At 50.5% G+C, this 20,074-nt stretch carries 32 protein-coding genes and 1 pseudogene; 32 read left to right on the top strand and 1 reads right to left on the bottom strand.

What is annotated here, in order from left to right; all coding sequences use genetic code 11:
- The 7 genes and pseudogenes from ACE99V_RS12360 to ACE99V_RS12330 all read left to right on the top strand — a co-directional run.
- Nucleotides 1-97, top strand: a pseudogene (locus ACE99V_RS12360) (30S ribosomal protein S12); the annotation flags it as partial.
- 54 nt (nucleotides 98-151) lie between these two features.
- A complete protein-coding gene (rpsG, locus tag ACE99V_RS12355; RefSeq protein WP_400491390.1) occupies nucleotides 152-622 on the top strand; it encodes a 30S ribosomal protein S7 in 471 nt (156 codons plus the stop codon).
- A gap of 65 nt (nucleotides 623-687) precedes the next feature.
- Nucleotides 688-2,766 (top strand): elongation factor G, encoded by a 2,079-nt coding sequence (fusA, locus tag ACE99V_RS12350; RefSeq protein ID WP_400491389.1) that lies wholly within the window; start codon nucleotides 688-690, stop codon nucleotides 2,764-2,766.
- 109 nt (nucleotides 2,767-2,875) lie between these two features.
- Nucleotides 2,876-4,066 (top strand): elongation factor Tu, encoded by a 1,191-nt coding sequence (tuf, locus tag ACE99V_RS12345; RefSeq protein WP_400491388.1) that lies wholly within the window; start codon nucleotides 2,876-2,878, stop codon nucleotides 4,064-4,066.
- A 137-nt stretch (nucleotides 4,067-4,203) separates the two neighbouring features.
- Nucleotides 4,204-5,502 (top strand): phytoene desaturase family protein, encoded by a 1,299-nt coding sequence (locus ACE99V_RS12340; RefSeq protein ID WP_400491387.1) that lies wholly within the window; start codon nucleotides 4,204-4,206, stop codon nucleotides 5,500-5,502.
- Entirely contained in the window at nucleotides 5,499-6,374 is an 876-nt protein-coding gene (locus ACE99V_RS12335) for an RNA polymerase sigma-70 factor (RefSeq protein ID WP_400491386.1), read from the top strand. Before ACE99V_RS12340 ends, ACE99V_RS12335 begins: the two co-directional genes overlap by 4 nt.
- 94 nt (nucleotides 6,375-6,468) lie before the next feature.
- Nucleotides 6,469-7,404: a DMT family transporter gene (locus ACE99V_RS12330; RefSeq protein ID WP_400491385.1), complete on the top strand. Its 936-nt coding sequence runs from the start codon at nucleotides 6,469-6,471 to the stop codon at nucleotides 7,402-7,404.
- Between the two features lie 9 nt (nucleotides 7,405-7,413).
- Here the strand turns inward: ACE99V_RS12330 and ACE99V_RS12325 are convergent, their stop codons facing one another.
- Complete coding sequence (locus ACE99V_RS12325) at nucleotides 7,414-7,812, bottom strand: globin domain-containing protein (RefSeq protein ID WP_400491384.1); 399 nt, start codon at nucleotides 7,810-7,812, stop codon at nucleotides 7,414-7,416.
- Nucleotides 7,813-7,940: 128 nt separating this feature from the next.
- Here ACE99V_RS12325 and ACE99V_RS12320 point away from each other — a divergent pair, with 128 nt between their 5' ends.
- The 25 genes from ACE99V_RS12320 to map all read left to right on the top strand — a co-directional run.
- Entirely contained in the window at nucleotides 7,941-8,201 is a 261-nt protein-coding gene (locus ACE99V_RS12320) for a hypothetical protein (RefSeq protein ID WP_400491383.1), read from the top strand.
- Entirely contained in the window at nucleotides 8,171-8,479 is a 309-nt protein-coding gene (rpsJ, locus tag ACE99V_RS12315) for a 30S ribosomal protein S10 (protein ID WP_005828858.1), read from the top strand. Before ACE99V_RS12320 ends, rpsJ begins: the two co-directional genes overlap by 31 nt.
- A 142-nt stretch (nucleotides 8,480-8,621) precedes the next feature.
- Nucleotides 8,622-9,248: a 50S ribosomal protein L3 gene (gene rplC / locus ACE99V_RS12310; protein WP_400491382.1), complete on the top strand. Its 627-nt coding sequence runs from the start codon at nucleotides 8,622-8,624 to the stop codon at nucleotides 9,246-9,248.
- A gap of 17 nt (nucleotides 9,249-9,265) precedes the next feature.
- Nucleotides 9,266-9,889, top strand: a complete 624-nt coding sequence (rplD, locus tag ACE99V_RS12305) for a 50S ribosomal protein L4 (protein WP_400491381.1) — start codon at nucleotides 9,266-9,268, stop codon at nucleotides 9,887-9,889.
- A complete protein-coding gene (gene rplW, locus ACE99V_RS12300; RefSeq protein ID WP_400491380.1) occupies nucleotides 9,889-10,179 on the top strand; it encodes a 50S ribosomal protein L23 in 291 nt (96 codons plus the stop codon). The genes rplD and rplW overlap by 1 nt, the downstream gene beginning before the upstream one ends.
- Nucleotides 10,180-10,211: 32 nt before the next feature.
- Nucleotides 10,212-11,042 carry a 50S ribosomal protein L2 gene (rplB, locus tag ACE99V_RS12295; protein WP_400491379.1) on the top strand — a complete coding sequence of 277 codons (831 nt, stop codon included), beginning with the start codon at nucleotides 10,212-10,214 and terminating at the stop codon, nucleotides 11,040-11,042.
- Nucleotides 11,043-11,091: 49 nt separating this feature from the next.
- Nucleotides 11,092-11,373 (top strand): 30S ribosomal protein S19, encoded by a 282-nt coding sequence (rpsS, locus tag ACE99V_RS12290; protein ID WP_400491378.1) that lies wholly within the window; start codon nucleotides 11,092-11,094, stop codon nucleotides 11,371-11,373.
- A 29-nt stretch (nucleotides 11,374-11,402) separates the two neighbouring features.
- The gene (rplV, locus tag ACE99V_RS12285) at nucleotides 11,403-11,735 is read left to right on the top strand and encodes a 50S ribosomal protein L22 (protein ID WP_400491377.1); all 333 of its coding nucleotides are present in this window, start codon (nucleotides 11,403-11,405) and stop codon (nucleotides 11,733-11,735) included.
- 13 nt (nucleotides 11,736-11,748) lie between these two features.
- Nucleotides 11,749-12,411 (top strand): 30S ribosomal protein S3, encoded by a 663-nt coding sequence (gene rpsC, locus ACE99V_RS12280; protein WP_400491376.1) that lies wholly within the window; start codon nucleotides 11,749-11,751, stop codon nucleotides 12,409-12,411.
- Nucleotides 12,412-12,413: 2 nt separating this feature from the next.
- Complete coding sequence (rplP, locus tag ACE99V_RS12275) at nucleotides 12,414-12,848, top strand: 50S ribosomal protein L16 (RefSeq protein WP_400491375.1); 435 nt, start codon at nucleotides 12,414-12,416, stop codon at nucleotides 12,846-12,848.
- Entirely contained in the window at nucleotides 12,838-13,035 is a 198-nt protein-coding gene (gene rpmC / locus ACE99V_RS12270; protein ID WP_134686795.1) for a 50S ribosomal protein L29, read from the top strand. The genes rplP and rpmC overlap by 11 nt, the downstream gene beginning before the upstream one ends.
- A gap of 21 nt (nucleotides 13,036-13,056) precedes the next feature.
- The gene (rpsQ, locus tag ACE99V_RS12265) at nucleotides 13,057-13,323 is read left to right on the top strand and encodes a 30S ribosomal protein S17 (protein ID WP_400491374.1); all 267 of its coding nucleotides are present in this window, start codon (nucleotides 13,057-13,059) and stop codon (nucleotides 13,321-13,323) included.
- A gap of 42 nt (nucleotides 13,324-13,365) precedes the next feature.
- Nucleotides 13,366-13,734 (top strand): 50S ribosomal protein L14, encoded by a 369-nt coding sequence (gene rplN / locus ACE99V_RS12260; RefSeq protein ID WP_400491373.1) that lies wholly within the window; start codon nucleotides 13,366-13,368, stop codon nucleotides 13,732-13,734.
- Between the two features lie 48 nt (nucleotides 13,735-13,782).
- Nucleotides 13,783-14,097: a 50S ribosomal protein L24 gene (rplX, locus tag ACE99V_RS12255; protein WP_400491372.1), complete on the top strand. Its 315-nt coding sequence runs from the start codon at nucleotides 13,783-13,785 to the stop codon at nucleotides 14,095-14,097.
- Nucleotides 14,098-14,123: 26 nt separating this feature from the next.
- On the top strand, nucleotides 14,124-14,666 hold the full coding sequence (gene rplE, locus ACE99V_RS12250; protein ID WP_400491371.1) for a 50S ribosomal protein L5: 543 nt from the start codon (nucleotides 14,124-14,126) through the stop codon (nucleotides 14,664-14,666).
- 24 nt (nucleotides 14,667-14,690) lie between these two features.
- Nucleotides 14,691-14,876, top strand: a complete 186-nt coding sequence (locus ACE99V_RS12245; RefSeq protein ID WP_007716256.1) for a type Z 30S ribosomal protein S14 — start codon at nucleotides 14,691-14,693, stop codon at nucleotides 14,874-14,876.
- 27 nt (nucleotides 14,877-14,903) lie between these two features.
- A complete protein-coding gene (gene rpsH / locus ACE99V_RS12240) occupies nucleotides 14,904-15,302 on the top strand; it encodes a 30S ribosomal protein S8 (RefSeq protein WP_400491370.1) in 399 nt (132 codons plus the stop codon).
- A 31-nt stretch (nucleotides 15,303-15,333) separates the two neighbouring features.
- A complete protein-coding gene (rplF, locus tag ACE99V_RS12235) occupies nucleotides 15,334-15,870 on the top strand; it encodes a 50S ribosomal protein L6 (protein ID WP_400491369.1) in 537 nt (178 codons plus the stop codon).
- A 33-nt stretch (nucleotides 15,871-15,903) separates the two neighbouring features.
- The gene (rplR, locus tag ACE99V_RS12230) at nucleotides 15,904-16,266 is read left to right on the top strand and encodes a 50S ribosomal protein L18 (protein WP_400491368.1); all 363 of its coding nucleotides are present in this window, start codon (nucleotides 15,904-15,906) and stop codon (nucleotides 16,264-16,266) included.
- Between the two features lie 19 nt (nucleotides 16,267-16,285).
- Entirely contained in the window at nucleotides 16,286-16,783 is a 498-nt protein-coding gene (rpsE, locus tag ACE99V_RS12225) for a 30S ribosomal protein S5 (RefSeq protein ID WP_400491367.1), read from the top strand.
- A gap of 16 nt (nucleotides 16,784-16,799) precedes the next feature.
- Entirely contained in the window at nucleotides 16,800-16,985 is a 186-nt protein-coding gene (rpmD, locus tag ACE99V_RS12220; protein ID WP_400491366.1) for a 50S ribosomal protein L30, read from the top strand.
- 31 nt (nucleotides 16,986-17,016) lie between these two features.
- On the top strand, nucleotides 17,017-17,457 hold the full coding sequence (rplO, locus tag ACE99V_RS12215; protein WP_400491365.1) for a 50S ribosomal protein L15: 441 nt from the start codon (nucleotides 17,017-17,019) through the stop codon (nucleotides 17,455-17,457).
- On the top strand, nucleotides 17,457-18,752 hold the full coding sequence (gene secY, locus ACE99V_RS12210) for a preprotein translocase subunit SecY (protein ID WP_400491364.1): 1,296 nt from the start codon (nucleotides 17,457-17,459) through the stop codon (nucleotides 18,750-18,752). The genes rplO and secY overlap by 1 nt, the downstream gene beginning before the upstream one ends.
- 35 nt (nucleotides 18,753-18,787) lie before the next feature.
- Nucleotides 18,788-19,432: an adenylate kinase gene (locus ACE99V_RS12205; RefSeq protein WP_400491363.1), complete on the top strand. Its 645-nt coding sequence runs from the start codon at nucleotides 18,788-18,790 to the stop codon at nucleotides 19,430-19,432.
- Nucleotides 19,433-19,438: 6 nt separating this feature from the next.
- The coding region (gene map, locus ACE99V_RS12200) for a type I methionyl aminopeptidase (RefSeq protein WP_400491362.1) at nucleotides 19,439-20,074 on the top strand (636 nt) is incomplete at its 3' end.

Here is a 20,074-nt window from a genome sequence, read left to right as displayed (position 1 = left end):
TACTGCTGGTGTGAACAACCGTAAACAAGGCCGTTCCAAATACGGTACGAAGCGTCCGAAACCAGGCCAAGCTGCAGCAGGTGCTAAAAAGAAATAAGATCGCCTAATGAATGAGGCGTAAATAACATTCTGGTCAAAAGGAGGGAATACGATGCCACGTAAAGGTCCAGTTGCCCGTCGAGATGTATTGCCTGACCCGATTTACAACAGCAAATTGGTGACTCGTCTGATCAACAAGCTGATGTACGACGGTAAGCGCGGTGTAGCTCAAAACCTTCTCTATAACGCATTCAACATTATCCAGGAGCGCACTGGTCGCAATCCGATGGAAGTGTTCGAAGACGCTCTGAAAAACATCATGCCTGTACTCGAAGTAAAAGCCCGCCGTGTAGGTGGTGCGAACTACCAAGTACCGGTTGAAGTAAAACCTGAGCGCCGTACCACACTCGGTCTGCGTTGGTTGGTTAACTACGCTCGTACCCGTGGTGAAAAAACCATGGAACAACGTCTCGCAGCAGAAATCATTGACGCAGCCAACAATACTGGTGCAGCAGTGAAGAAGCGTGAGGACACTCATAAAATGGCTGAAGCAAACAAAGCGTTTGCACACTATCGCTGGTAGAATCCAAAGCGGGTCTCCGCTTTGGATATCCGCATATTCCGACACTATGAGGAGGAGCATACCAAATGGCTCGCGAGTTCTCTCTCAAGAATACGCGTAATATCGGTATCATGGCTCATATCGATGCTGGTAAGACCACGACTACCGAGCGTATTCTCTTCTACACCGGTCGCGTTCACAAGATTGGTGAAGTGCACGAAGGTGCCGCAACGATGGACTGGATGGAGCAAGAACAAGAGCGCGGTATCACCATTACCTCTGCTGCTACCACTGCTCAATGGAAAGGGCACCGCATCAACATCATTGACACGCCTGGTCACGTAGACTTCACTGTAGAGGTTGAGCGTTCCCTTCGCGTACTCGATGGTTCCGTAACCGTGTTTGATGCGAAAGGTGGCGTAGAGCCGCAAACCGAGACGGTATGGCGCCAAGCTGACCGTTACGGCGTACCGCGCATCTGCTACATCAACAAAATGGATATCATGGGTGCAAACTTCGACATGTGCGTAGAGCAAATCCGCACACGTCTGGGTGCAAAACCGGTTCCGATTCAATACCCGATCGGCGCAGAAGACAAGTTTGTCGGTATGGTTGACCTCGTTGAAATGAAAGCGATCATCTACACCGACGACCTTGGTAAAACGTCCGAAGCGACTGAAATCCCTGCAGAACTGAAAGACAAGTGTGAAGAGCTCCGTCTCCAGCTTGTTGAAGCAGCTGCCGAGCAAGACGAAGAACTGATGATGAAATACCTCGAAGGAGAAGAGCTGACGGTTGAAGAAATCAAAGCTGCTCTCCGTAAAGGTGTCATTGAGTGCAACATCGTTCTCGTTCTTTGCGGTTCTTCCTACAAAAACAAAGGGGTTCAACCGATGCTGGACGCGGTAGTAGAATACCTGCCATCTCCGGTAGACATCCCTGCAATCAAAGGCGTTCTGCCTGACACGGAAGAAGAAGTAACTCGTGAAGCTGACGACAACGGTCCGTTCTCTGCTCTTGCCTTCAAGATCATGACTGACCCGTACGTTGGTAAACTGACCTTCTTCCGCGTGTACTCCGGTACTTTGAGCTCCGGTTCCTACGTGCTGAACTCCACCAAAGGCAAGCGCGAGCGTATCGGTCGTATTCTGCAGATGCATGCGAACCACCGTGAAGAGATCAGTGTAGTTTACTCCGGTGACATTGCGGCTGCAGTAGGTCTCAAAGATACCACTACCGGTGACACTCTCTGCGACGAGAAGGCCCCGGTAATCCTGGAGTCCATGACCTTCCCAGAGCCGGTTATCTCCGTTGCGATCGAGCCGAAGTCCAAAGCGGACCAAGACAAGATGGGTATGGCTCTGTCCAAGCTGGCGGAAGAGGACCCGACCTTCAAAACGCATACGGATGAAGAAACCGGACAAACGATTATCTCCGGTATGGGTGAGCTTCACCTGGAGATCATCGTTGACCGTCTGAAGCGCGAATTCAAAGTAGATGCGAACGTAGGTGCCCCGCAAGTTGCGTACCGCGAGACATTCCGCGGCTCTGCAAAAGTGGAAGGTAAATTTGTTCGCCAATCCGGTGGTCGTGGTCAATACGGTCACGTTTGGGTGGAATTCTCTCCGCTCGAGCCGGGTAAAGGCTTCGAATTCGAGAACAAGATCGTCGGTGGTGTCGTTCCTCGCGAATACGTGCCTGCTGTTCAAGCCGGTATCGAGGAAGCGATGAAGAACGGTGTGTTGGCCGGCTACCCGCTGGTTGACATCAAAGCTGTTCTCGTCGACGGTAGCTACCACGATGTTGACTCCTCTGAGATGGCATTTAAAGTGGCTGGTTCCCTGGCTCTGAAAGAAGCTGCGAAGAAATGTGGCGCAGTCCTCCTCGAGCCGATTATGAAGGTTGAAGTAACTGTGCCGGAAGAGTACATGGGTGACGTAATGGGTGACCTGAACTCCCGTCGCGGACGCATCGAAGGTATGGAAGCTCGTGCAAATGCACAAGTTATCCGTGCGATGGTTCCGCTTTCCGAGATGTTCGGTTATTCCACAGTGCTTCGCTCCCGTACGCAAGGTCGCGGTCAGTACTCCATGCAAATCGACCACTACGAAGAAGTACCGAAGTTCATCGCAGAAGAGATCATCAAGAAGTCCAAAGGCGAATAATTGCCTTGGAAACAAGAAAGGTTTACAATATTGACGGGACAACCTTGATAGGGTAAACCTTTCTTCACCTTATAAAAAATCCTTCATATTTAAGGAGGCTCTTAAGCTCATGGCTAAAGAAAAATTTGAACGTACGAAACCGCACGTTAACATCGGTACCATCGGTCACGTTGACCACGGTAAAACCACTCTGACTGCTGCTATCACCACTGTTTTGGCTCAACAAGGTAAAGCGAAAGCAATGGCTTACGACAGCATCGACGCTGCTCCGGAAGAAAAAGAGCGCGGTATCACCATCAACACCGCTCACGTTGAGTACGAAACTGAAAACCGTCACTATGCTCACGTTGACTGCCCTGGTCACGCTGACTACGTGAAAAACATGATTACCGGTGCTGCTCAAATGGACGGCGCGATCCTCGTTGTATCCGCTGCTGACGGCCCAATGCCGCAAACTCGCGAGCACATCCTGCTCTCCCGCCAAGTAGGCGTTCCTTACATCGTTGTATTCATGAACAAATGCGACATGGTTGACGATGAAGAGCTGCTGGAACTGGTTGAAATGGAAATCCGTGACCTGCTCTCCCAATACGAGTTCCCAGGTGACGATATCCCGGTAATCAAAGGTTCCGCGAAAGAAGCTCTGGACAACCCAACTGGTGAATGGGCTAAGAAAATCATTGAACTGATGGACGCTGTTGACAGCTACATCCCAACTCCTGAGCGTGCAACTGACAAACCGTTCCTGATGCCTGTAGAGGATGTATTCACCATTACTGGTCGTGGTACTGTTGCTACCGGTCGTGTAGAGCGCGGTGTTGTAAAAGTTGGTGACCAAGTAGAAATCGTTGGTCTGGCTGAAGAAACTCGCACTACTACTGTAACTGGTGTTGAGATGTTCCGTAAGCTGCTCGACCAAGCTCAAGCTGGTGACAACATCGGTGCTCTGCTCCGCGGTGTTGAGCGTAAAGACATCGAGCGCGGTCAAGTACTGGCGAAACCAGGTTCCGTTAAACCTTACACCAAGTTCAAAGCGGAAGTTTACGTTCTGTCCAAAGAAGAGGGCGGCCGTCACACTCCTTTCTTCGCTAACTACCGTCCACAATTCTACTTCCGTACAACTGACGTAACTGGTATCATCCAACTGCCAGAAGGCGTTGAGATGGTAATGCCTGGCGACAACACTGAGTTCACCGTTGAACTGATCGCTCCTGTAGCGATGGAACAAGGTACTCGCTTCGCGATCCGCGAAGGTGGCCGTACTGTAGGTGCGGGCGTTGTTGCTTCCATCATTGAGTAAGGAAGATCAACAGGTGAAACCCGATAGCATAGTGCTATCGGGTTTTTTGTTGCGTTTTTTATCCTTTCGTTGTCACAAAACCACCTCTCTCTTCGTCTTGGAGTAACGAAAACAAACCAGTGAAGGGGAGAGGGAACATGAAAAAATGGGATGTATCCGTTATAGGCGGCGGGCTTGCCGGGTTGGCTTCCGCCATTTATTTGGCGCGTGAGGGAATGGATGTCCTGCTATTGGAGAAATCAGACCAACTGGGAGGTCGGGCAAGGACGGATGAACAGGCAGATTGCCTTTTTAATATGGGACCGCATGCCTTATATAACAAAGGGGCAGGTAGTCAGATATTAAACGAACTGGGTGTATTCCCCAAAGGAGGTACACCGAATCCAAACGGCGTACTTATAAGTGAAGGAAAATTGCATGAATTGCCAGCTGCCCCCTTATCATTAATCAGAACAACGCTGTTGACGTGGCGAGAGAAAAAGGAACTGGTTCGGATGATGTTCCGGCTGCCAAAGCTTGATGTTACTGCTTTCTATCCAATGAGCTTAGAGGATTGGGCGAAGGAACATATAGCGGAAGAGCGCGTTCGACAGTTGCTATTCACACTTTGCCGATTGTCAAGCTACTCCAACGAACCGGAAAGGGCAAGCGCCGGAGTATTGCTCAGACAGTTGCGGTTGTCCGCGGCCGGAATTACCTATTTGCACGGCGGGTGGCAAACCATTGTAAACGAATTGAGAAATCAAGCCGTAAAGGCCGGCGTCACGATCGAGATACATTCAGCCGTAAAAGAAATTACGGGTGCCGCTCGGGATCTGTTGGTGACCCTTTCTGACGGCCGCACGATTGCCTCTCGGTATGTCATCTCGACAGCCTCGCCTGCCGCTACGTACCGTATGGTAAAGAACGCTGATCGTACGAGGCTGGCAGTTTGGAAAGAGACGGTCGTACCTGTGAAAGCGGCTTGCTATGATCTTGCGGTAAGGAAGCTGCCTGCTCCCGCCGTCTCTTTTGCCCTCCATCTCGAAAAACCCCTGTATTTCTCGAATCATTCAAAAGCAGCTTTGTTAACCCGCGACCCCGAGCATTCGGTCGTGCACGTTTTAAAATATCTCGACTCTCGTCAGGAGCAAAATCCGACGCAGGACCAGCAGGAATTGGAGTCGTTTCTCGACCAGTTGCAACCAGGCTGGCGAAGGGAAGTAATTGCAAGCCGTTTTCTACCGAGCATGACGGTCTCTCACGGGCTGGTCACTACCGAACGGGGAGCTGTACTGGAACAGGAAGGGCCTGAAGTTGAAGAAATTCCAGGATTGTACGTAGCCGGGGACTGGCTGACTCAAAACGGGTTATTGGCGGATGCCTCTTTATCCAGCGCCAGAGCGGCAGCAATGAAAATCCTGCAGGCAAAAAGCAAGAGGGAAGTGAGTGTATGACTGATACGCAGGAGCTGTATACCACGTACAAACCGCTGCTGTTTTCTCTGGCCTATCGGATGCTGGGGACCGTGATGGATGCGGAAGACATGGTACAAGAAACGTTTCTCTCCTTGCAAAAGGTACCCAAGGAAAAGATCGTCCACACGAAGGCGTTTTTGTGTAAAGTCCTGACCAACCGCTGCATTGACTTTTTGAAAGCCGCTCGGAGACAAAGGGAGACGTACGTCGGCCCGTGGCTTCCTGAACCTTTGGTGTTTCGTACCGATCATAACGGGCCGATGGAACAAGTGATCACGCGGGATAAGATATCCATTGCTTATCTAAAGCTGATGGAGAGCCTGTCTCCTGTGGAAAGAGCCGTTTTTGTTCTGAGGGAGGTCTTGGACTTCGGTTACAAGGAAATTGCCGAAATGACCGCAAAAGAGGAGGCGTCCTGCCGGAAAATTTTTAGCCGGGTAAAACAAAAGCTGGACCATGAACTGCCCGATGAAAAAATAGATTACGAGCATCACAAGCAGCTTCTCGAAGCGTTTTTGAAGGCGCTCCAAACGGAAAACACAAACTCGTTGTTGGAGCTTCTTTCAGCGGACGCAGTTCTCTACAGTGATGGAGGGGGGAGAGTCAGGGCAGCGATTCAGCCGATTCAATCACGGGAAAAAGTCATCGCCTTTTTATTGGGGATTGCCAAAAAAGCGCCGGCCGACACGCGAATCCAACTGGCAACGGTCAATGGAGAACCGGGCATTGTGACATGTACCGGAGACGGACCTTACAGCGTCCTCAGTCTGAACCTCAGGGATGGCCGGATCGATTCGGTTTACATCATCGTAAATCCCGACAAGCTGCAACGGCTGCCTTATCAATATTAATCATCATCCTTATCAAAAAGCTTCAATTTCTCGTTCCGATCGGCTATGCTACAATACGGAAATAATGAAAGACACGGAGAGAGAAGGGCGTACCATGCAAAACAACGAGCGATACCTGTACCTGATGCTGGCGGGGATCGTCACACTATGGGGGCTGAACGTCGTCATGGTGAAATACCTGGCTTCGTTTCCGCCTTTGTTTGTCGCTGCCATCCGCATGACCGTCGCCGCGCTCTGTTTAAGCCCGATATTATTCAAAAGCGGGAAAAAGGTCAGGCTTGCGACCGTTGACTGGCTGTTACTGGCCGGGGTTGGAGCCACTTCCATCGCTTTGCATCAAATCACGCTGGCGTCCGGGGTACAGTTGACTACCGCGGGAAACGCGTCCTTGATCCTGGGATTAAATCCGTTGGCAACGGCACTTTTGGCCATGCTTTTTTTGGGAGAGCCGCTTACCCGGCGAAAAGGGTTGGGCATCTGTATCGGCTTCGCAGGCGTATTGACCGTGGTGTTGTCACAACATGGCATGATTGAGATGAACGGCTGGGGAGATGCCATCATCTTTGTTTCCATGCTCATGTACGTGGCTGGCGGGCTGCTGATTCGCAAGCTGTCCACCCGCGGTGTTCCGATCATGGTAATAACCGCATACTCTCAGGCGATCGGCGTGTTGCTGCTGTGGATGGCCGCATTGTCGGCACAGCCGCTGGAATACTATGCGGCTCTGGAGATTACTCCGTTCCAATGGATGGTGATCTTTGCCTCGGGAGGACTGTCCACCGCTCTTGGCTCACTGGGGTGGAATTACGGGATTCGCCAGCTGGGCGCCAGCCGGACGGCTGTCTTTCTCAACGGCATGCCGATGGCCAGTCTCTTTTTCGCCGCGCTGTTCCTGGGTGAGCACATGCAGCTGCTGCATCTGTTGGCCCTGGTGATGATTGTTGTCGGTGTGTATCTGGGTTCGAGGCAGACGCCTATCCCGGCCGCAGCTGTTGGGGAGGTAAAAACGGAAGTCATATCAAAAGCGTAGGAAGGTTTCCTACGCTTTTTCTTGTGCGTCCCATTGATTTACCATATGGTGGGCGGTCAATGTCAGTCGCTCGAATATGGCTTTTCTCACATCTCCCTCCAAACCGATGCGGTCCATCGCTTCCTTCATGCAGGACAGCCAGGCTTCAGCGCGTTTGGGAGTGATGGGAAACTTCATGTGACGTGCGCGCAACATGGGATGGCCGTGCACATCGCTGTACAGCGTAGGGCCGCCGAGAAACTGTGTGAGGAACATGTATTGCTTTTCCTTCGTCTCCGTCAAATCGTCCGGAAAAATCGGTGCCAACTCCGGATGCTGTTTGACCAAATCGTAAAACGCATCGACAAGGCGGGCCACCGTGTCCGCTCCACCGATCATCTTATACGGGTTTTCGATGAACTGCGACATTCGTAAGTTCGTCCTCCTTTACAGCTCCCTTTCTATTTCAGTATAACAAGTTCTATCCATATTATATAGCGATGCAACGAAAAATTGGCAGTCAGTCCCGCTTGCTTTCCATGAGTGAAATCAGTAATATGGACAAAGTGAGTCCTGGCAAGGGCTCCTGTACGAAAATCAAGGCGAATGCAGGCAAAAAAAACTTGCTTTGCCTATTTGATTTTAGTACAATATTGAATGTTGGTCATGGACTTGCGATGATGTGGGAGGTTGCTGACACACCCGGCCCCTTTGCCATGACCGGGGTGCAGGATATTTCCACGGAGAAATGTCCGTTTCAAAAATGGGCGAAAAAGGAGGGACTCAAATGGCAAAACAAAAGATTCGTATTCGTTTGAAGGCGTACGATCACAAAATCCTCGATCAATCCGCTGAGAAAATCGTGGACACTGCGAAGCGTTCCGGTGCGAACGTATCCGGTCCAATTCCGCTTCCGACTGAAAAAGCGGTTTACACTATCCTTCGTGCGGTTCACAAGTACAAGGATTCCCGCGAGCAGTTTGAAATGCGCACTCACAAGCGTCTGATCGACATTTTGAATCCTACACCGCAAACGGTTGATGCTTTGATGCGTCTGGATCTTCCGTCCGGTGTTGACATTGAGATCAAGCTGTAAGGTGAAAGCGTGACACACACGCAGGCGTTGTCTTACGAGTAGCGATACTTACAAGTCAGAAACCCCTTAAACGGCACCCCTGCGCATCGGCAGGGACTTGATACAACAGATGGTTTTCAGATAAGTACAGGAGGTGGCACACATGACCAAAGGAATCTTAGGGAAAAAACTTGGCATGACGCAAGTTTTTGGTCCAAACGGTACAGCGATCGCTGTAACAGTAATCGAAGCGGGTCCTTGCGTAGTACTGCAGAAAAAGGATCAAGAGAACGATGGATACGAAGCAATCCAAATCGGCTTCGAAGACAAAAAAGAACAGCGCGCCAACAAGCCGGAAAAAGGCCATGCAGCGAAAGCAAACACTGCACCTAAGCGCTTCATCCGTGAAATTCGCGGAGTAAACCTCGGTGACTACGAGGTAGGTCAAGAATTGAAAGCTGATATTTTTGCCGCAGGAGACGTTGTAGACGTAGCCGGCGTAACCAAGGGTAAAGGTTTCCAAGGTGCGATCAAGCGCCACAACCAAGCCCGCGGTCCAATGGCTCACGGTTCCCGTTACCATCGCGGTCCCGGTTCGCTCGGTTCTATCGCAGCTAACCGCGTATTCAAGGGTCAAACCCTCCCAGGTCAAATGGGCGGCGACAACGTGACCATTCAAAACCTCGAAGTAATCAAAGTAGATGCAGACCGTAACTTGATTCTGGTAAAAGGATCCGTTCCTGGCCCGAAAAACAGCTACGTCGTTGTATCCACAGCAGTCAAGAAGTAAGGAAAGGAGGAACTGAAATGCCAAAAGTAGCTCTTTACAACCAAGCTGGTTCTCAAGTTGGCGAGATCGAGCTGGCAGATAGTGTGTTCGGAATCGAACCTAACAACGCTGTACTTTACGACGCGATCGTGATGCAACAAGCATCCCAACGTCAAGGTACTCACGATGTAAAGAACCGTTCTGAAGTTCGTGGTGGCGGACGCAAACCTTGGCGTCAAAAAGGTACGGGTCGTGCTCGTCAAGGCTCCATCCGTGCTCCGCAATGGAAAGGCGGCGGCGTGGTTTTCGGACCTACCCCTCGCAAATACGGTTACAAACTGAATCGTAAAGTTCGCCGACTGGCACTGAAATCCGCACTCTCTTCCAAAGTGCAAAACAATGAACTGCTCGTTCTGGACGCCCTGAACATCGCGGCTCCAAAAACGAAAGACATGGTTGCAGTGCTGAACAACCTGAAAGCAGACCGCAAAGTGCTGATCGTTACCTCCGAGTTCGATCAAAACGTAGCGCTCTCTTCTCGCAATATCCCAGGTGCGAAGTTCGTAGATGCTGCAGGTATCAACGTCCTCGATCTGGTTGCACATGACAAAGTAATCGTAACGAAAGATGCGGTTGCGAAAGTAGAGGAGGTGCTCGCCTAATGAAGAGCCTTCACGATATCATCAAGCGCCCTATCATTACGGAGCGCACCACTGACATGATGGCTGACAAGAAGTACGTTTTCGAAGTACCTCTCAAAGCTAACAAAACCGAGATCAAGCAAGCGGTTGAAAAAGTATTCGGCGTGAAAGTTGAAGCGGTCAACACCATCCGTGTTGCTGCAAAACCGAAGCGTTACGGCAAATATTCCGGTTACACCTCCGAGTGGAAAAAAGCGATTGTCAAGCTGACAGCTGACAGCAAAGAGCTTGAATTCTACGAAGGTGTTTAAGCCCGACGACTACCGAAAGGGAGGGAACTTAAATGGCTATTAAAAAGTTTAAACCAACTTCTCCTGGTCGTCGCCAAATGACGGTTTCTACTTTCGAGGAGATCACCACATCGACTCCTGAAAAATCCCTGTTGGCGCCTCTGAACAAAAAAGCAGGCCGCAACAACCAAGGGAAAATTACCGTTCGTCATCAAGGTGGCGGTCACAAACGCAAATATCGCATCATCGACTTCAAGCGCAACAAGGATGGCATCGTAGGTAAAGTTGCTACCATCGAATACGATCCAAACCGTTCCGCGAACATCGCACTGATCAACTACGTTGACGGTGAGAAGCGTTACATCCTGGCTCCGCTGGGACTGAAAGTGGGCGACGAGATCATCTCCGGTCCGGATGCTGACATCAAAACCGGTAATGCTCTGCCGCTTGAAAAGATCCCTGTAGGTACTACCATTCACAACATCGAGCTGAAGCCTGGCAAAGGCGGCCAATTGGTTCGCGCAGCTGGTGCATCCGCTCAACTGCTCGGTCGTGACGGTGATTTCGTCATCGTTCGTCTGTCTTCCGGTGAAACTCGCCGCATTCACAACGTATGCCGCGCAACCATCGGTCAAGTAGGCAACCTCGACCACGAGCTGATCAACATCGGTAAAGCAGGCCGTTCCCGCTGGTTGGGCATTCGTCCGACTGTTCGCGGTAGCGTAATGAACCCGAACGATCACCCGCACGGTGGTGGTGAAGGCCGCGCTCCAATCGGTCGCAAAGCGCCTGTTACTCCTTGGGGTAAGCCTGCATTGGGTCTCAAGACTCGCAAGAAGAAAAACAAATCCGATCAATACATTATCCGTCGTCGCAAGAAGTAAGACCGGGTAAGACAATAACCGAACGCCTTTGGCGAAGGGAGGTTCACTTATGGGACGCAGCTTGAAGAAAGGTCCTTTCGTGGATGACCACTTGATGAAGAAAGTTGAAGAGCTTAACGAGAAGAACGAAAAGCGCGTTGTAAAAACGTGGTCTCGTCGCTCCACAATCTTCCCCGAGTTTATCGGACACACATTTGCAGTCTACGATGGCCGCAAACACGTACCGGTATACGTGACGGAAGACATGGTTGGTCATAAATTGGGTGAATTTGCACCAACTCGTACCTTCAAGGGTCACGTCGACAACGACAAGAAATCCAAGAAGCGCTAATTTTCTCTTGACAGAGAGGAGGTACAAAGATGGAAGCTAAAGCAATTGCTCGCTATATTCGCATCGCTCCTCGTAAAGTTCGACTGGTTGTTGACTTGATTCGAGGCAAGCAAGTGGGTGAAGCGCTGGCGATCTTGAAGCACACGCCGAAAGCAGCTTCTCCCGTTGTTGAGAAACTCCTGAAATCGGCTATCGCCAACGCGGAGCACAACTACGAACTGGATCCAAACAACCTGGTAGTTGGCAAAATCTTCGTTGACCAAGGTCCGACCTTGAAACGATTCCGCCCGCGCGCTATGGGTCGCGCTAGCCGCATCCATAAACGCACCAGCCACATTACCGTGGTACTAAACGAGAAATAAGGAGGGATTACGTGTGGGTCAAAAGGTAAGCCCGGTCGGTCTTCGCATCGGTGTTATTCGCGATTGGGAATCCAAATGGTACGCTGACAAGGATTTCGCTAATCTGCTGCACGAAGACCTGAAAATCCGCAAGTACGTAAAAGGGCGTCTGAAAGATGCTGCTGTATCTACAATCGAAATCGAACGCGCAGCAAACCGCGTAAACGTTACTATCCACACCGCTAAACCTGGTATGGTAATCGGTAAAGGCGGTCAAGAAGTGGAAGTTCTGCGTAAAACGCTGACTGAAATGACCGGCAAACGCGTTCACATCAACATCAACGAGATCAAGAAACCTGATCTGGATGCTACTCTGGTAGCTGAAAATATCGCTCGTCAATTGGAAAACCGCATTTCGTTCCGTCGTGCGCAAAAGCAAACCATTTCCCGCACAATGCGCGCAGGTGCGAAAGGTATCAAAACTCTGGTTAGCGGTCGTCTGGGCGGCGCTGACATCGCACGTTCCGAAGGTTACAGCGAAGGCACTGTTCCACTTCATACTCTCCGTGCTGACATTGACTATGGTACAGCGGAAGCGCACACTACCTATGGTCGTATCGGCGTAAAAGTATGGATCTACCGTGGTGAAGTCCTTCCGGCAAGAAAGAACGTTGCTACTGAGGAAGGAGGCAAGTAAACATGTTGACGCCTAAACGCGTGAAACACCGTAAACAACACCGTGGGAAAATGGCTGGTAACGCCAAAGGTGGCACCACAATCGCGTTCGGTGAATACGGTTTGCAAGCGCTCGAGCCATCCTGGATTACCAACCGTCAAATCGAGGCTGCTCGTATTGCAATGACTCGTTACATCCGTCGTGGTGGTAAAGTATGGATCAAGATTTTCCCTGACAAGCCAATCACACAAAAACCGTTGGAAGTGCGGATGGGTTCCGGTAAAGGTTCTCCTGAGCACTGGGTTGCAGTAGTAAAACCTGGCAAGATCATGTTCGAACTTGCCGGCGTATCCGAAGAAGTCGCTCGCGAAGCTATGCGTCTTGCTATGCACAAACTGCCGATCAAGTGCAAGTTCGTGAAGCGCGAAGAAGTAGGTGGTGACGCACATGAAGGCTAATGAGTTCCGCAATTTAACCACTGCCGAGATCGAACAAAACATTTCCTCTTTGAAAGAAGAGTTGTTCAACCTTCGTTTCCAGTTGGCTACCGGTCAACTCGAGAACACCGCTCGTATCAAGCAAGTGCGTAAGGATATCGCACGCGCGAAGACCATCCTGCGCCAAAGAGAATTAGGTATCGGCTAATAAAGGAAGGAGGTTTGAACGATGACCGCAGAACGCAATATGCGTAGAACAATGGTAGGTCGCGTCGTTTCCGACAAGATGGATAAAACCATCGTGGTTCTGGTTGAGACCTACAAGAAACACCCATTGTACGGCAAGCGCGTGAAATACTCCAAGAAGTTTAAAGCGCACGACGAAAACAACACTGCAAAAGTAGGCGATATCGTCGAGATCATGGAAACTCGTCCGCTTTCCAAAGACAAGCGTTTCCGCCTGGTACGTATCGTTGAAGAGGCAGTTATCGTGTAAGGAAGATTTTCGGGTAAACATATCCGAAAGGAGGAACAGTAAATGATCCAAACTCAGACCAGACTGGCTGTTGCAGACAACTCCGGTGCAAAAGAACTGATGTGCATCAAGGTCCTGGGTGGTTCCGGTCGCAAAACTGCGAACATCGGTGACATCATCGTGTGCTCCGTAAAATCCGCTACACCCGGCGGCGTTGTCAAGAAAGGCCAAGTAGTGAAAGCAGTTGTGGTACGCAGCGTTCGTGGAACTCGCCGTAACGACGGTTCCTACATCCGTTTCGATGAGAACGCAGCGGTTATCATCAAAGATGATAAATCTCCGCGCGGTACCCGTATCTTTGGCCCGGTTGCTCGTGAACTCCGTGACAAAGATTTCATGAAGATTATCTCTCTGGCTCCAGAGGTTCTCTAATTGGACGGCAATTTCATGCAGTTTGTTCGATAGGAGGTGCACCAAGCGATGCACGTTAAAAAAGGCGATACTGTTATCGTAATTACGGGCAAGGACAAAGGCAAAAAAGGCCGCGTTCTCGCTGCTTATCCGAAAAAAGATCGCGTACTGGTTGAAGGGATCAACCTGGTGAAAAAGCACACCCGCCCGTCTCAAGCTAACCCACAGGGTGGCATTGTAACTCAAGAAGCACCAATTCACGTTTCCAACGTTTCTCTGATCGATCCGAAGTCCGGTAAACCAACTCGTGTCGGTTACAAAGTATTGGACAACGGTCAAAAAGTTCGGGTTGCAAAAAAATCTGGCGAAGTTATCGACAAGTAGTCAGGTCGGAAAGGAGGATGTCCTAGATGGCAGCAAGATTGAAAGAAAAGTATCTGAACGAAATCGTGCCTAGCCTGATGAGCAAGTTTAACTATTCTTCCATCATGCAGGTACCTAAAGTAGAAAAAATCATCATCAACATGGGTGTTGGTGAAGCGGTAGGTAACGCGAAAGCGCTGGATGCAGCGGTTGAAGATCTGCAAACCATCGCTGGTCAAAAGCCGGTAGTTACTCGCGCGAAAAAGTCTATCGCAGGTTTCAAAGTGCGTGAAGGCATGCCGATCGGTGCGAAAGTAACTTTGCGCGGCGAGCGTATGTACCACTTCCTCGACAAGTTGATGAACGTATCGCTTCCTCGTGTACGCGACTTCCGCGGTGTTTCTTCCAAAGCGTTCGACGGTCGCGGTAACTACACACTCGGTCTGAAGGAACAACTGATCTTCCCTGAGATCGAGTACGACAAGATCGATAAAGTTCGCGGTATGGACATCGTAATCGTGACTTCCGCGAAAACCGACGAAGAAGCTCGTGAACTCTTGACACAAATGGGTATGCCATTCCGTAAATAAACCCCATCGTAAGGAGGGAAGAATGTGGCAAAGAAATCGATGATCATCAAGCAACAACGGGAACCGAAGTTCGCTGTTCGCGCTTATACTCGTTGCGAACGCTGCGGTCGTCCACACTCCGTGTTGCGCAAATTCAAACTCTGCCGTATTTGCTTCCGTGAACTGGCTTACAAAGGCCAAATTCCAGGCGTGAAAAAAGCAAGCTGGTAATTTAGACGGGAAGGAGGTTTTTCTCTCATGGTTATGACTGATCCAATCGCTGATATGCTAACCCGCATCCGCAACGCAAACATGGTTCGCCACGAGAAAGTGGAGATCCCTGCGTCCACCATTAAGAAAGAAATCGCTCGTCTTTTGAAAGAGGAAGGTTTCATTCGCGATGCGGAGTTTGTTGAAGATAACAAACAAGGGATTATCCGTGTATTCCTGAAATACGGTCCGAACAACGAGCGTGTTATCACCGGACTGAAACGCATTAGCAAACCGGGTCTTCGCGTGTACGCGAAATCCACTGAGGTACCAAGAGTACTGGGTGGTCTCGGTTGCGCGATCCTCTCCACTTCTTCTGGCGTTATGACCGATAAACAGGCTCGTCAGGCACGCGTTGGTGGAGAAGTTCTCGCTTACGTTTGGTAATTTCAGATAAATAGCACAGGAGGTGCACCACATGTCTCGTGTCGGTAGAAAGCCGATCGTGGTCCCTGCAGGCGTTACACTCACTCTGAACGGTACGGAGCTGACTGTAAAAGGCCCTAAGGGTACACTCGTACGTAATTTCCATCCCGATATCAAAATCAACATTGCAGATAATGAAGTTGTAGTTGAGCGCCCGAGCGACAACAAATTGCACCGTTCTCTTCACGGTACAACCCGCGCACTGGTTGCGAACATGGTGAAAGGTGTTTCCGAAGGATTTACCCGCCAACTGGAACTGGTCGGTGTCGGTTACCGTGCTGCAAAGTCAGGTAAGGGCGTAACACTGTCTCTCGGTTTCTCCCATCCAGTTGAAATCACTCCGGAAGAGGGTATCGAGATCGAAGTGCCGAACCAAACTACGCTGATCGTAAAAGGTATCGATAAAGAACGCGTAGGACAAATCGCTGCTGAGATCCGCTCCATCCGCAAACCTGAGCCGTACAAAGGCAAAGGTATCAAGTACAGCGATGAAGTTGTACGCCGCAAAGAAGGTAAAAAAGGTAAATAAGCTTCGTAGTTTCAAGAGAAGGGAGGCCGCGTAATGTTTACGAAAGGCGATAAAAACAAAGCTCGGAAAAAACGTCATCTTCGTATCCGCAAGCGCTTATTCGGCACTGCGGTTCGTCCACGTTTGAACGTGTTCCGTTCTTCCAAGCATATCTACGCTCAACTGATCGACGATACAACTGGCCACACACTCGCTGCTGCATCCTCTTTGGATAAGGAACTGGGCCTGAAAAACGGCGCAAACGTGGAAGCAGCTGCCGCTGTAGGTTCGCTGATTGCGAAGAAAGCGCAAGAAAAGGGTCTGACTGAAGTGGTCTTTGACCGTGGTGGATATCTGTATCATGGACGCATTAAAGCACTTGCTGAAGCAGCTCGCGAAGCTGGTCTTCAATTCTAAGCAACAAGGAGGGTAAGGAATGCGTATCGACGCTAGCAAATTAGAGCTAGAAGAAAAAGTAGTCGCCGTTAACCGTGTAGCGAAAACGGTTAAAGGTGGTCGCCGTATGAGCTTCAGCGCACTGGTTGTAGTGGGCGACCGCAACGGTCACGTGGGCGCTGGCATGGGTAAGGCCCAAGAAGTGCCGGACGCGATCCGCAAAGCGATTGAAGACGCTAAGAAAAAACTCATCCGCGTACCGCTTAAAGGTACAACCGTTCCTCACGAAGTTCTGTGCCAGTTCGGTTCCGGTAAAGTACTGATCAAGCCGGCATCCGAAGGTACTGGAGTTATCGCTGGCGGTCCTGTTCGTGCGGTACTCGAGTTGGCAGGGGTAGGCGACGTTTTGAGCAAATCTCTCGGTTCCAACAACCCAATCAACATGGTCAACGCTACGCTGGAAGGCCTCAGCCGTCTGAAAACAGCGGAAGATGTCGCGAAACTGCGCGGTAAGACTGTTGACGAGTTGTTAGGTTAAGAAGGAGGGAATGAACATGGCGAAACTGCAAATCACCCTCAAGCGCAGCCTGATTGGTCGTACTGTTGACCAAAAAGACACCGTTAAAGCACTGGGTCTTCGCAAGATTCACCAATCCGTTGTGAAAGAAGACAATCCGGCGATCCGCGGAATGATCTTTAAAGTGAAGCACCTTGTTGAAGTGAAGGAAGTAGAAGCATAAGTTATTCATGTTCGGTTAGGAGGTGCAAGGTATGAAATTGCATGAACTGAAACCTGCAGAAGGTTCCCGTCACACCCGTAAGCGCATCGGTCGCGGTATCGGTAGCGGTACCGGTAAAACGGCTGGTAAAGGTCACAAAGGTCAAAACGCTCGTTCTGGCGGTGGCGTTCGCCCTGGTTTCGAGGGTGGTCAAAACCCGCTGTACCGTCGTCTGCCTAAGCGCGGTTTCAACAACATCAACCGCAAGGAATTTGCGATTGTTAGCCTGGACGCTTTGAACCGCTTCGAAGAAGGTACAGTTGTTACGCCTGAACTGTTGAAAGAAACTGGCGTAATCAGCGCGCTGCGTGACGGTGTAAAAGTCCTCGCAAACGGTGAACTGACCGTGAAGCTGACTGTGAAAGCTCACAAGTTCTCCGCTGCAGCTGTTGAGAAGATCGCTCAAGTCGGTGGAACAACCGAGGTGATCTAATGTTAGCGTCCCTCTCTAACATTTTTAAGATAGGCGACTTGCGTCGGAAGATCGTATTCACGCTTTTGATGCTGGTCGTCTTCCGAATTGGGAGCTTTATTCCCGTGCCGAATGTAAACGTCGAGCTGTTCAAGCAGAACACCAACAACCTGTTGGGTTTGCTCAACACTTTCTCCGGAGGGGCGTTGCAGAATTTCTCGATTTTTGCCATGGGGATCATGCCGTACATTACGGCATCGATTATCATGCAGCTCCTGTCCATGGATGTAGTACCGAAGTTCACGCAGTGGGCGCGTGAAGGGGAAGTCGGACGCCGCAAAATTGCTACCGTGACCCGCTACTTCACGATCGTTCTTGCGTTGATTCAGTCCGTGGGGATGACGTTCGGTTTTAACAATATGGCGCCAGGCCTCTTGACCGATACGTCCGTAGGCAGCTACGCGTTGATCGCGATTACCCTGACTGCCGGTACTGCCTTTTTGATGTGGCTTGGGGAACAGATTACGGAAAAAGGAATTGGGAACGGGATCTCCATCCTGATCGTAGCTGGTATCGTCTCCGCGATTCCAGGTGGGATTGCAACGATATATACCACCCAATTTGCTGATCCGGCACAAAATGTGTTCTTCAGCATCGTCAAGGTTTTGATTATCTTATTGGTAATTGTGGCCATTATTGTTGGTGTGATTTTCATGCAGCAAGGTGTGCGCAAGATTCCGGTTCAATACGCGAAGCGAGTGGTGGGACGCAAGATGTACGGTGGTCAATCCACTCACATCCCGTTGAAAATCAACTCTGCTGGTGTTATTCCGGTGATCTTTGCAATCTCGCTCGTGATTTTCCCCTCGACAATCGCACAGTTTTGGGCTGATCAGTCCGGTGTAGGGATTGCCAACTGGATTTATCAAAATTTCCAAGTTAATGCACCACTTGGTATGACGCTTTACGCTTTCCTGATTGTCGGATTTACCTACTTCTACACCTTTGTACAGATCAACCCTGTACAAATGGCGGAGAACATGAGGAAAAACGGCGGTTACATTCCCGGTATCCGACCTGGTAAAAACACCGAGGTGTACATCACGCGAACGTTGAACCGACTGACATTGGCTGGTGCATTGTTCTTGACCGCTATCTCGATTCTGCCGTTCTTTTTCAGCAAGCTGGCGAACCTGCCGCAGCAGATTTACATCGGTGGAACCTCGCTCTTGATCGTAATCGGGGTTGTGCTTGATACGATGAAGCAGATCGAAAGCCAAATGATCAAGCGCCATTACCAAGGGTTCATTAAGTAACCAAGGCTGTTTTGATTGGGACGGAGGGAATGGACGTGAATATAATTCTGATGGGGCTGCCTGGCGCCGGAAAAGGCACACAGGCAGAACGAATCGTAGAAGAATTTAACATCCCGCACATTTCGACCGGCGATATGTTCCGCGCTGCAGTGAAGAACGAAACGCCGCTCGGCCTTCAAGCCAAATCCTACATGGATCAAGGGCTGCTCGTTCCCGATGAGGTGGTCATCGGGATTGTGCGGGAGCGCCTGGCGATGGACGATTGTGCAAAGGGATTCCTGCTCGACGGATTCCCTCGCACGGTTCCGCAGGCAGAGGCGTTGACCGCCACGCTGAAAGATATGGGACGCGACATCGATCATGTGATTAACATCAATGTTCGTCGCGAACTGCTTATCGAACGTTTGACGGGTCGCTGGATTTGCCCGATTTGCGGAGCAAGCTACCATACGCTTTTCAATCCTCCCAAAGAGGCAGGCGTGTGCGACAAGGATGGCGGCAAGCTGTATCAGCGTGATGACGACAAACCGGAAGTGGTTGCTCAACGACTGGACGTCAACATCGCCCAAACACAGCCGCTCATCGACTACTACTCTGGTCAGGGCCTCCTGCGAAACATCGACGGGGAACAGGATATCCAGGTTGTTTTTGAAGAGATCAAGTCTTTGCTGCGAGGGTAAGTGAGAATGATCATATTGAAGTCGAAGACGGAAATTGAGATCATGCGCGAAGCCGGTCGGATCGTCGCTCTCACTCATCAAGAACTCGCCAAAGTCATTAAGCCTGGTGTCACAACCAAACAGCTGGATGAACTAGCCGAAACCTTTATTCGCAGTCAGGGTGCAATTCCGTCGTTTAAAGGCTACGGTGGCTTTCCAGGAAGTATCTGTACTTCAGTCAATGAAGAACTCGTACATGGGATCCCGGGAAAACGGACGTTGCAAGAAGGAGATATCATCAGCATCGACATCGGAGCACAATTTCAGGGCTACCATGGCGACTCCGCTTGGACGTATCCGGTCGGCACCATTTCGGAAGAAGATCAACGATTGCTGCGGGTGACGGAAGAGTCGCTGTACAAGGGGTTGGAAAAAGCCGCCCCGGAAGCGCGCCTGTCCGACATCTCCCACGCAATTCAGATCCACGCAGAGGCTGCCGGCTTCACGCTCGTTCGCGAGTATGTGGGGCATGGGATCGGTCAAAATTTGCACGAAGATCCGCAGATTCCCAATTTCGGTCCTCCTGGAAGAGGGCCTCGGTTAAAGCCGGGAATGGTTTTAGCGATCGAGCCGATGGTGAATGCTGGCGAACGTTATGTCCGC

Source organism: Brevibacillus soli, from assembly GCF_044759095.2.
GTDB lineage: Bacteria > Bacillota > Bacilli > Brevibacillales > Brevibacillaceae > JBIYSM02.
Note: the sequence above shows the minus strand (reverse complement) of the source record. Positions and strands in the feature narration are given on the sequence as shown.

Bases quoted from the DNA above. Each gene is read 5' to 3' on its own strand.
- rpsJ (WP_005828858.1), top strand. From the start codon at position 8,171: ATGGCAAAACAAAAGATTCGTATTCGTTTGAAGGCGTACGATCACAAA.
- rpsE (WP_400491367.1), top strand. From the start codon at position 16,286: ATGCGTATCGACGCTAGCAAATTAGAGCTAGAAGAAAAAGTAGTCGCC.
- rplB (WP_400491379.1), top strand. From the start codon at position 10,212: ATGGCTATTAAAAAGTTTAAACCAACTTCTCCTGGTCGTCGCCAAATG.
- rplN (WP_400491373.1), top strand. From the start codon at position 13,366: ATGATCCAAACTCAGACCAGACTGGCTGTTGCAGACAACTCCGGTGCA.
- rplR (WP_400491368.1), top strand. From the start codon at position 15,904: ATGTTTACGAAAGGCGATAAAAACAAAGCTCGGAAAAAACGTCATCTT.
- secY (WP_400491364.1), top strand. From the start codon at position 17,457: ATGTTAGCGTCCCTCTCTAACATTTTTAAGATAGGCGACTTGCGTCGG.
- ACE99V_RS12320 (WP_400491383.1), top strand. From the start codon at position 7,941: ATGGACAAAGTGAGTCCTGGCAAGGGCTCCTGTACGAAAATCAAGGCG.
- rpmD (WP_400491366.1), top strand. From the start codon at position 16,800: ATGGCGAAACTGCAAATCACCCTCAAGCGCAGCCTGATTGGTCGTACT.
- ACE99V_RS12325 (WP_400491384.1), bottom strand. From the start codon at position 7,812: ATGTCGCAGTTCATCGAAAACCCGTATAAGATGATCGGTGGAGCGGAC.
- rplP (WP_400491375.1), top strand. From the start codon at position 12,414: ATGTTGACGCCTAAACGCGTGAAACACCGTAAACAACACCGTGGGAAA.
- rplO (WP_400491365.1), top strand. From the start codon at position 17,017: ATGAAATTGCATGAACTGAAACCTGCAGAAGGTTCCCGTCACACCCGT.
- ACE99V_RS12335 (WP_400491386.1), top strand. From the start codon at position 5,499: ATGACTGATACGCAGGAGCTGTATACCACGTACAAACCGCTGCTGTTT.
- rplV (WP_400491377.1), top strand. From the start codon at position 11,403: ATGGAAGCTAAAGCAATTGCTCGCTATATTCGCATCGCTCCTCGTAAA.
- rplX (WP_400491372.1), top strand. From the start codon at position 13,783: ATGCACGTTAAAAAAGGCGATACTGTTATCGTAATTACGGGCAAGGAC.
- rpmC (WP_134686795.1), top strand. From the start codon at position 12,838: ATGAAGGCTAATGAGTTCCGCAATTTAACCACTGCCGAGATCGAACAA.
- rpsQ (WP_400491374.1), top strand. From the start codon at position 13,057: ATGACCGCAGAACGCAATATGCGTAGAACAATGGTAGGTCGCGTCGTT.
- rplD (WP_400491381.1), top strand. From the start codon at position 9,266: ATGCCAAAAGTAGCTCTTTACAACCAAGCTGGTTCTCAAGTTGGCGAG.
- rpsH (WP_400491370.1), top strand. From the start codon at position 14,904: ATGGTTATGACTGATCCAATCGCTGATATGCTAACCCGCATCCGCAAC.
- tuf (WP_400491388.1), top strand. From the start codon at position 2,876: ATGGCTAAAGAAAAATTTGAACGTACGAAACCGCACGTTAACATCGGT.
- ACE99V_RS12340 (WP_400491387.1), top strand. From the start codon at position 4,204: ATGAAAAAATGGGATGTATCCGTTATAGGCGGCGGGCTTGCCGGGTTG.
- rplW (WP_400491380.1), top strand. From the start codon at position 9,889: ATGAAGAGCCTTCACGATATCATCAAGCGCCCTATCATTACGGAGCGC.
- rpsG (WP_400491390.1), top strand. From the start codon at position 152: ATGCCACGTAAAGGTCCAGTTGCCCGTCGAGATGTATTGCCTGACCCG.
- fusA (WP_400491389.1), top strand. From the start codon at position 688: ATGGCTCGCGAGTTCTCTCTCAAGAATACGCGTAATATCGGTATCATG.
- ACE99V_RS12330 (WP_400491385.1), top strand. From the start codon at position 6,469: ATGCAAAACAACGAGCGATACCTGTACCTGATGCTGGCGGGGATCGTC.
- rpsS (WP_400491378.1), top strand. From the start codon at position 11,092: ATGGGACGCAGCTTGAAGAAAGGTCCTTTCGTGGATGACCACTTGATG.
- rplC (WP_400491382.1), top strand. From the start codon at position 8,622: ATGACCAAAGGAATCTTAGGGAAAAAACTTGGCATGACGCAAGTTTTT.
- rplE (WP_400491371.1), top strand. From the start codon at position 14,124: ATGGCAGCAAGATTGAAAGAAAAGTATCTGAACGAAATCGTGCCTAGC.
- rplF (WP_400491369.1), top strand. From the start codon at position 15,334: ATGTCTCGTGTCGGTAGAAAGCCGATCGTGGTCCCTGCAGGCGTTACA.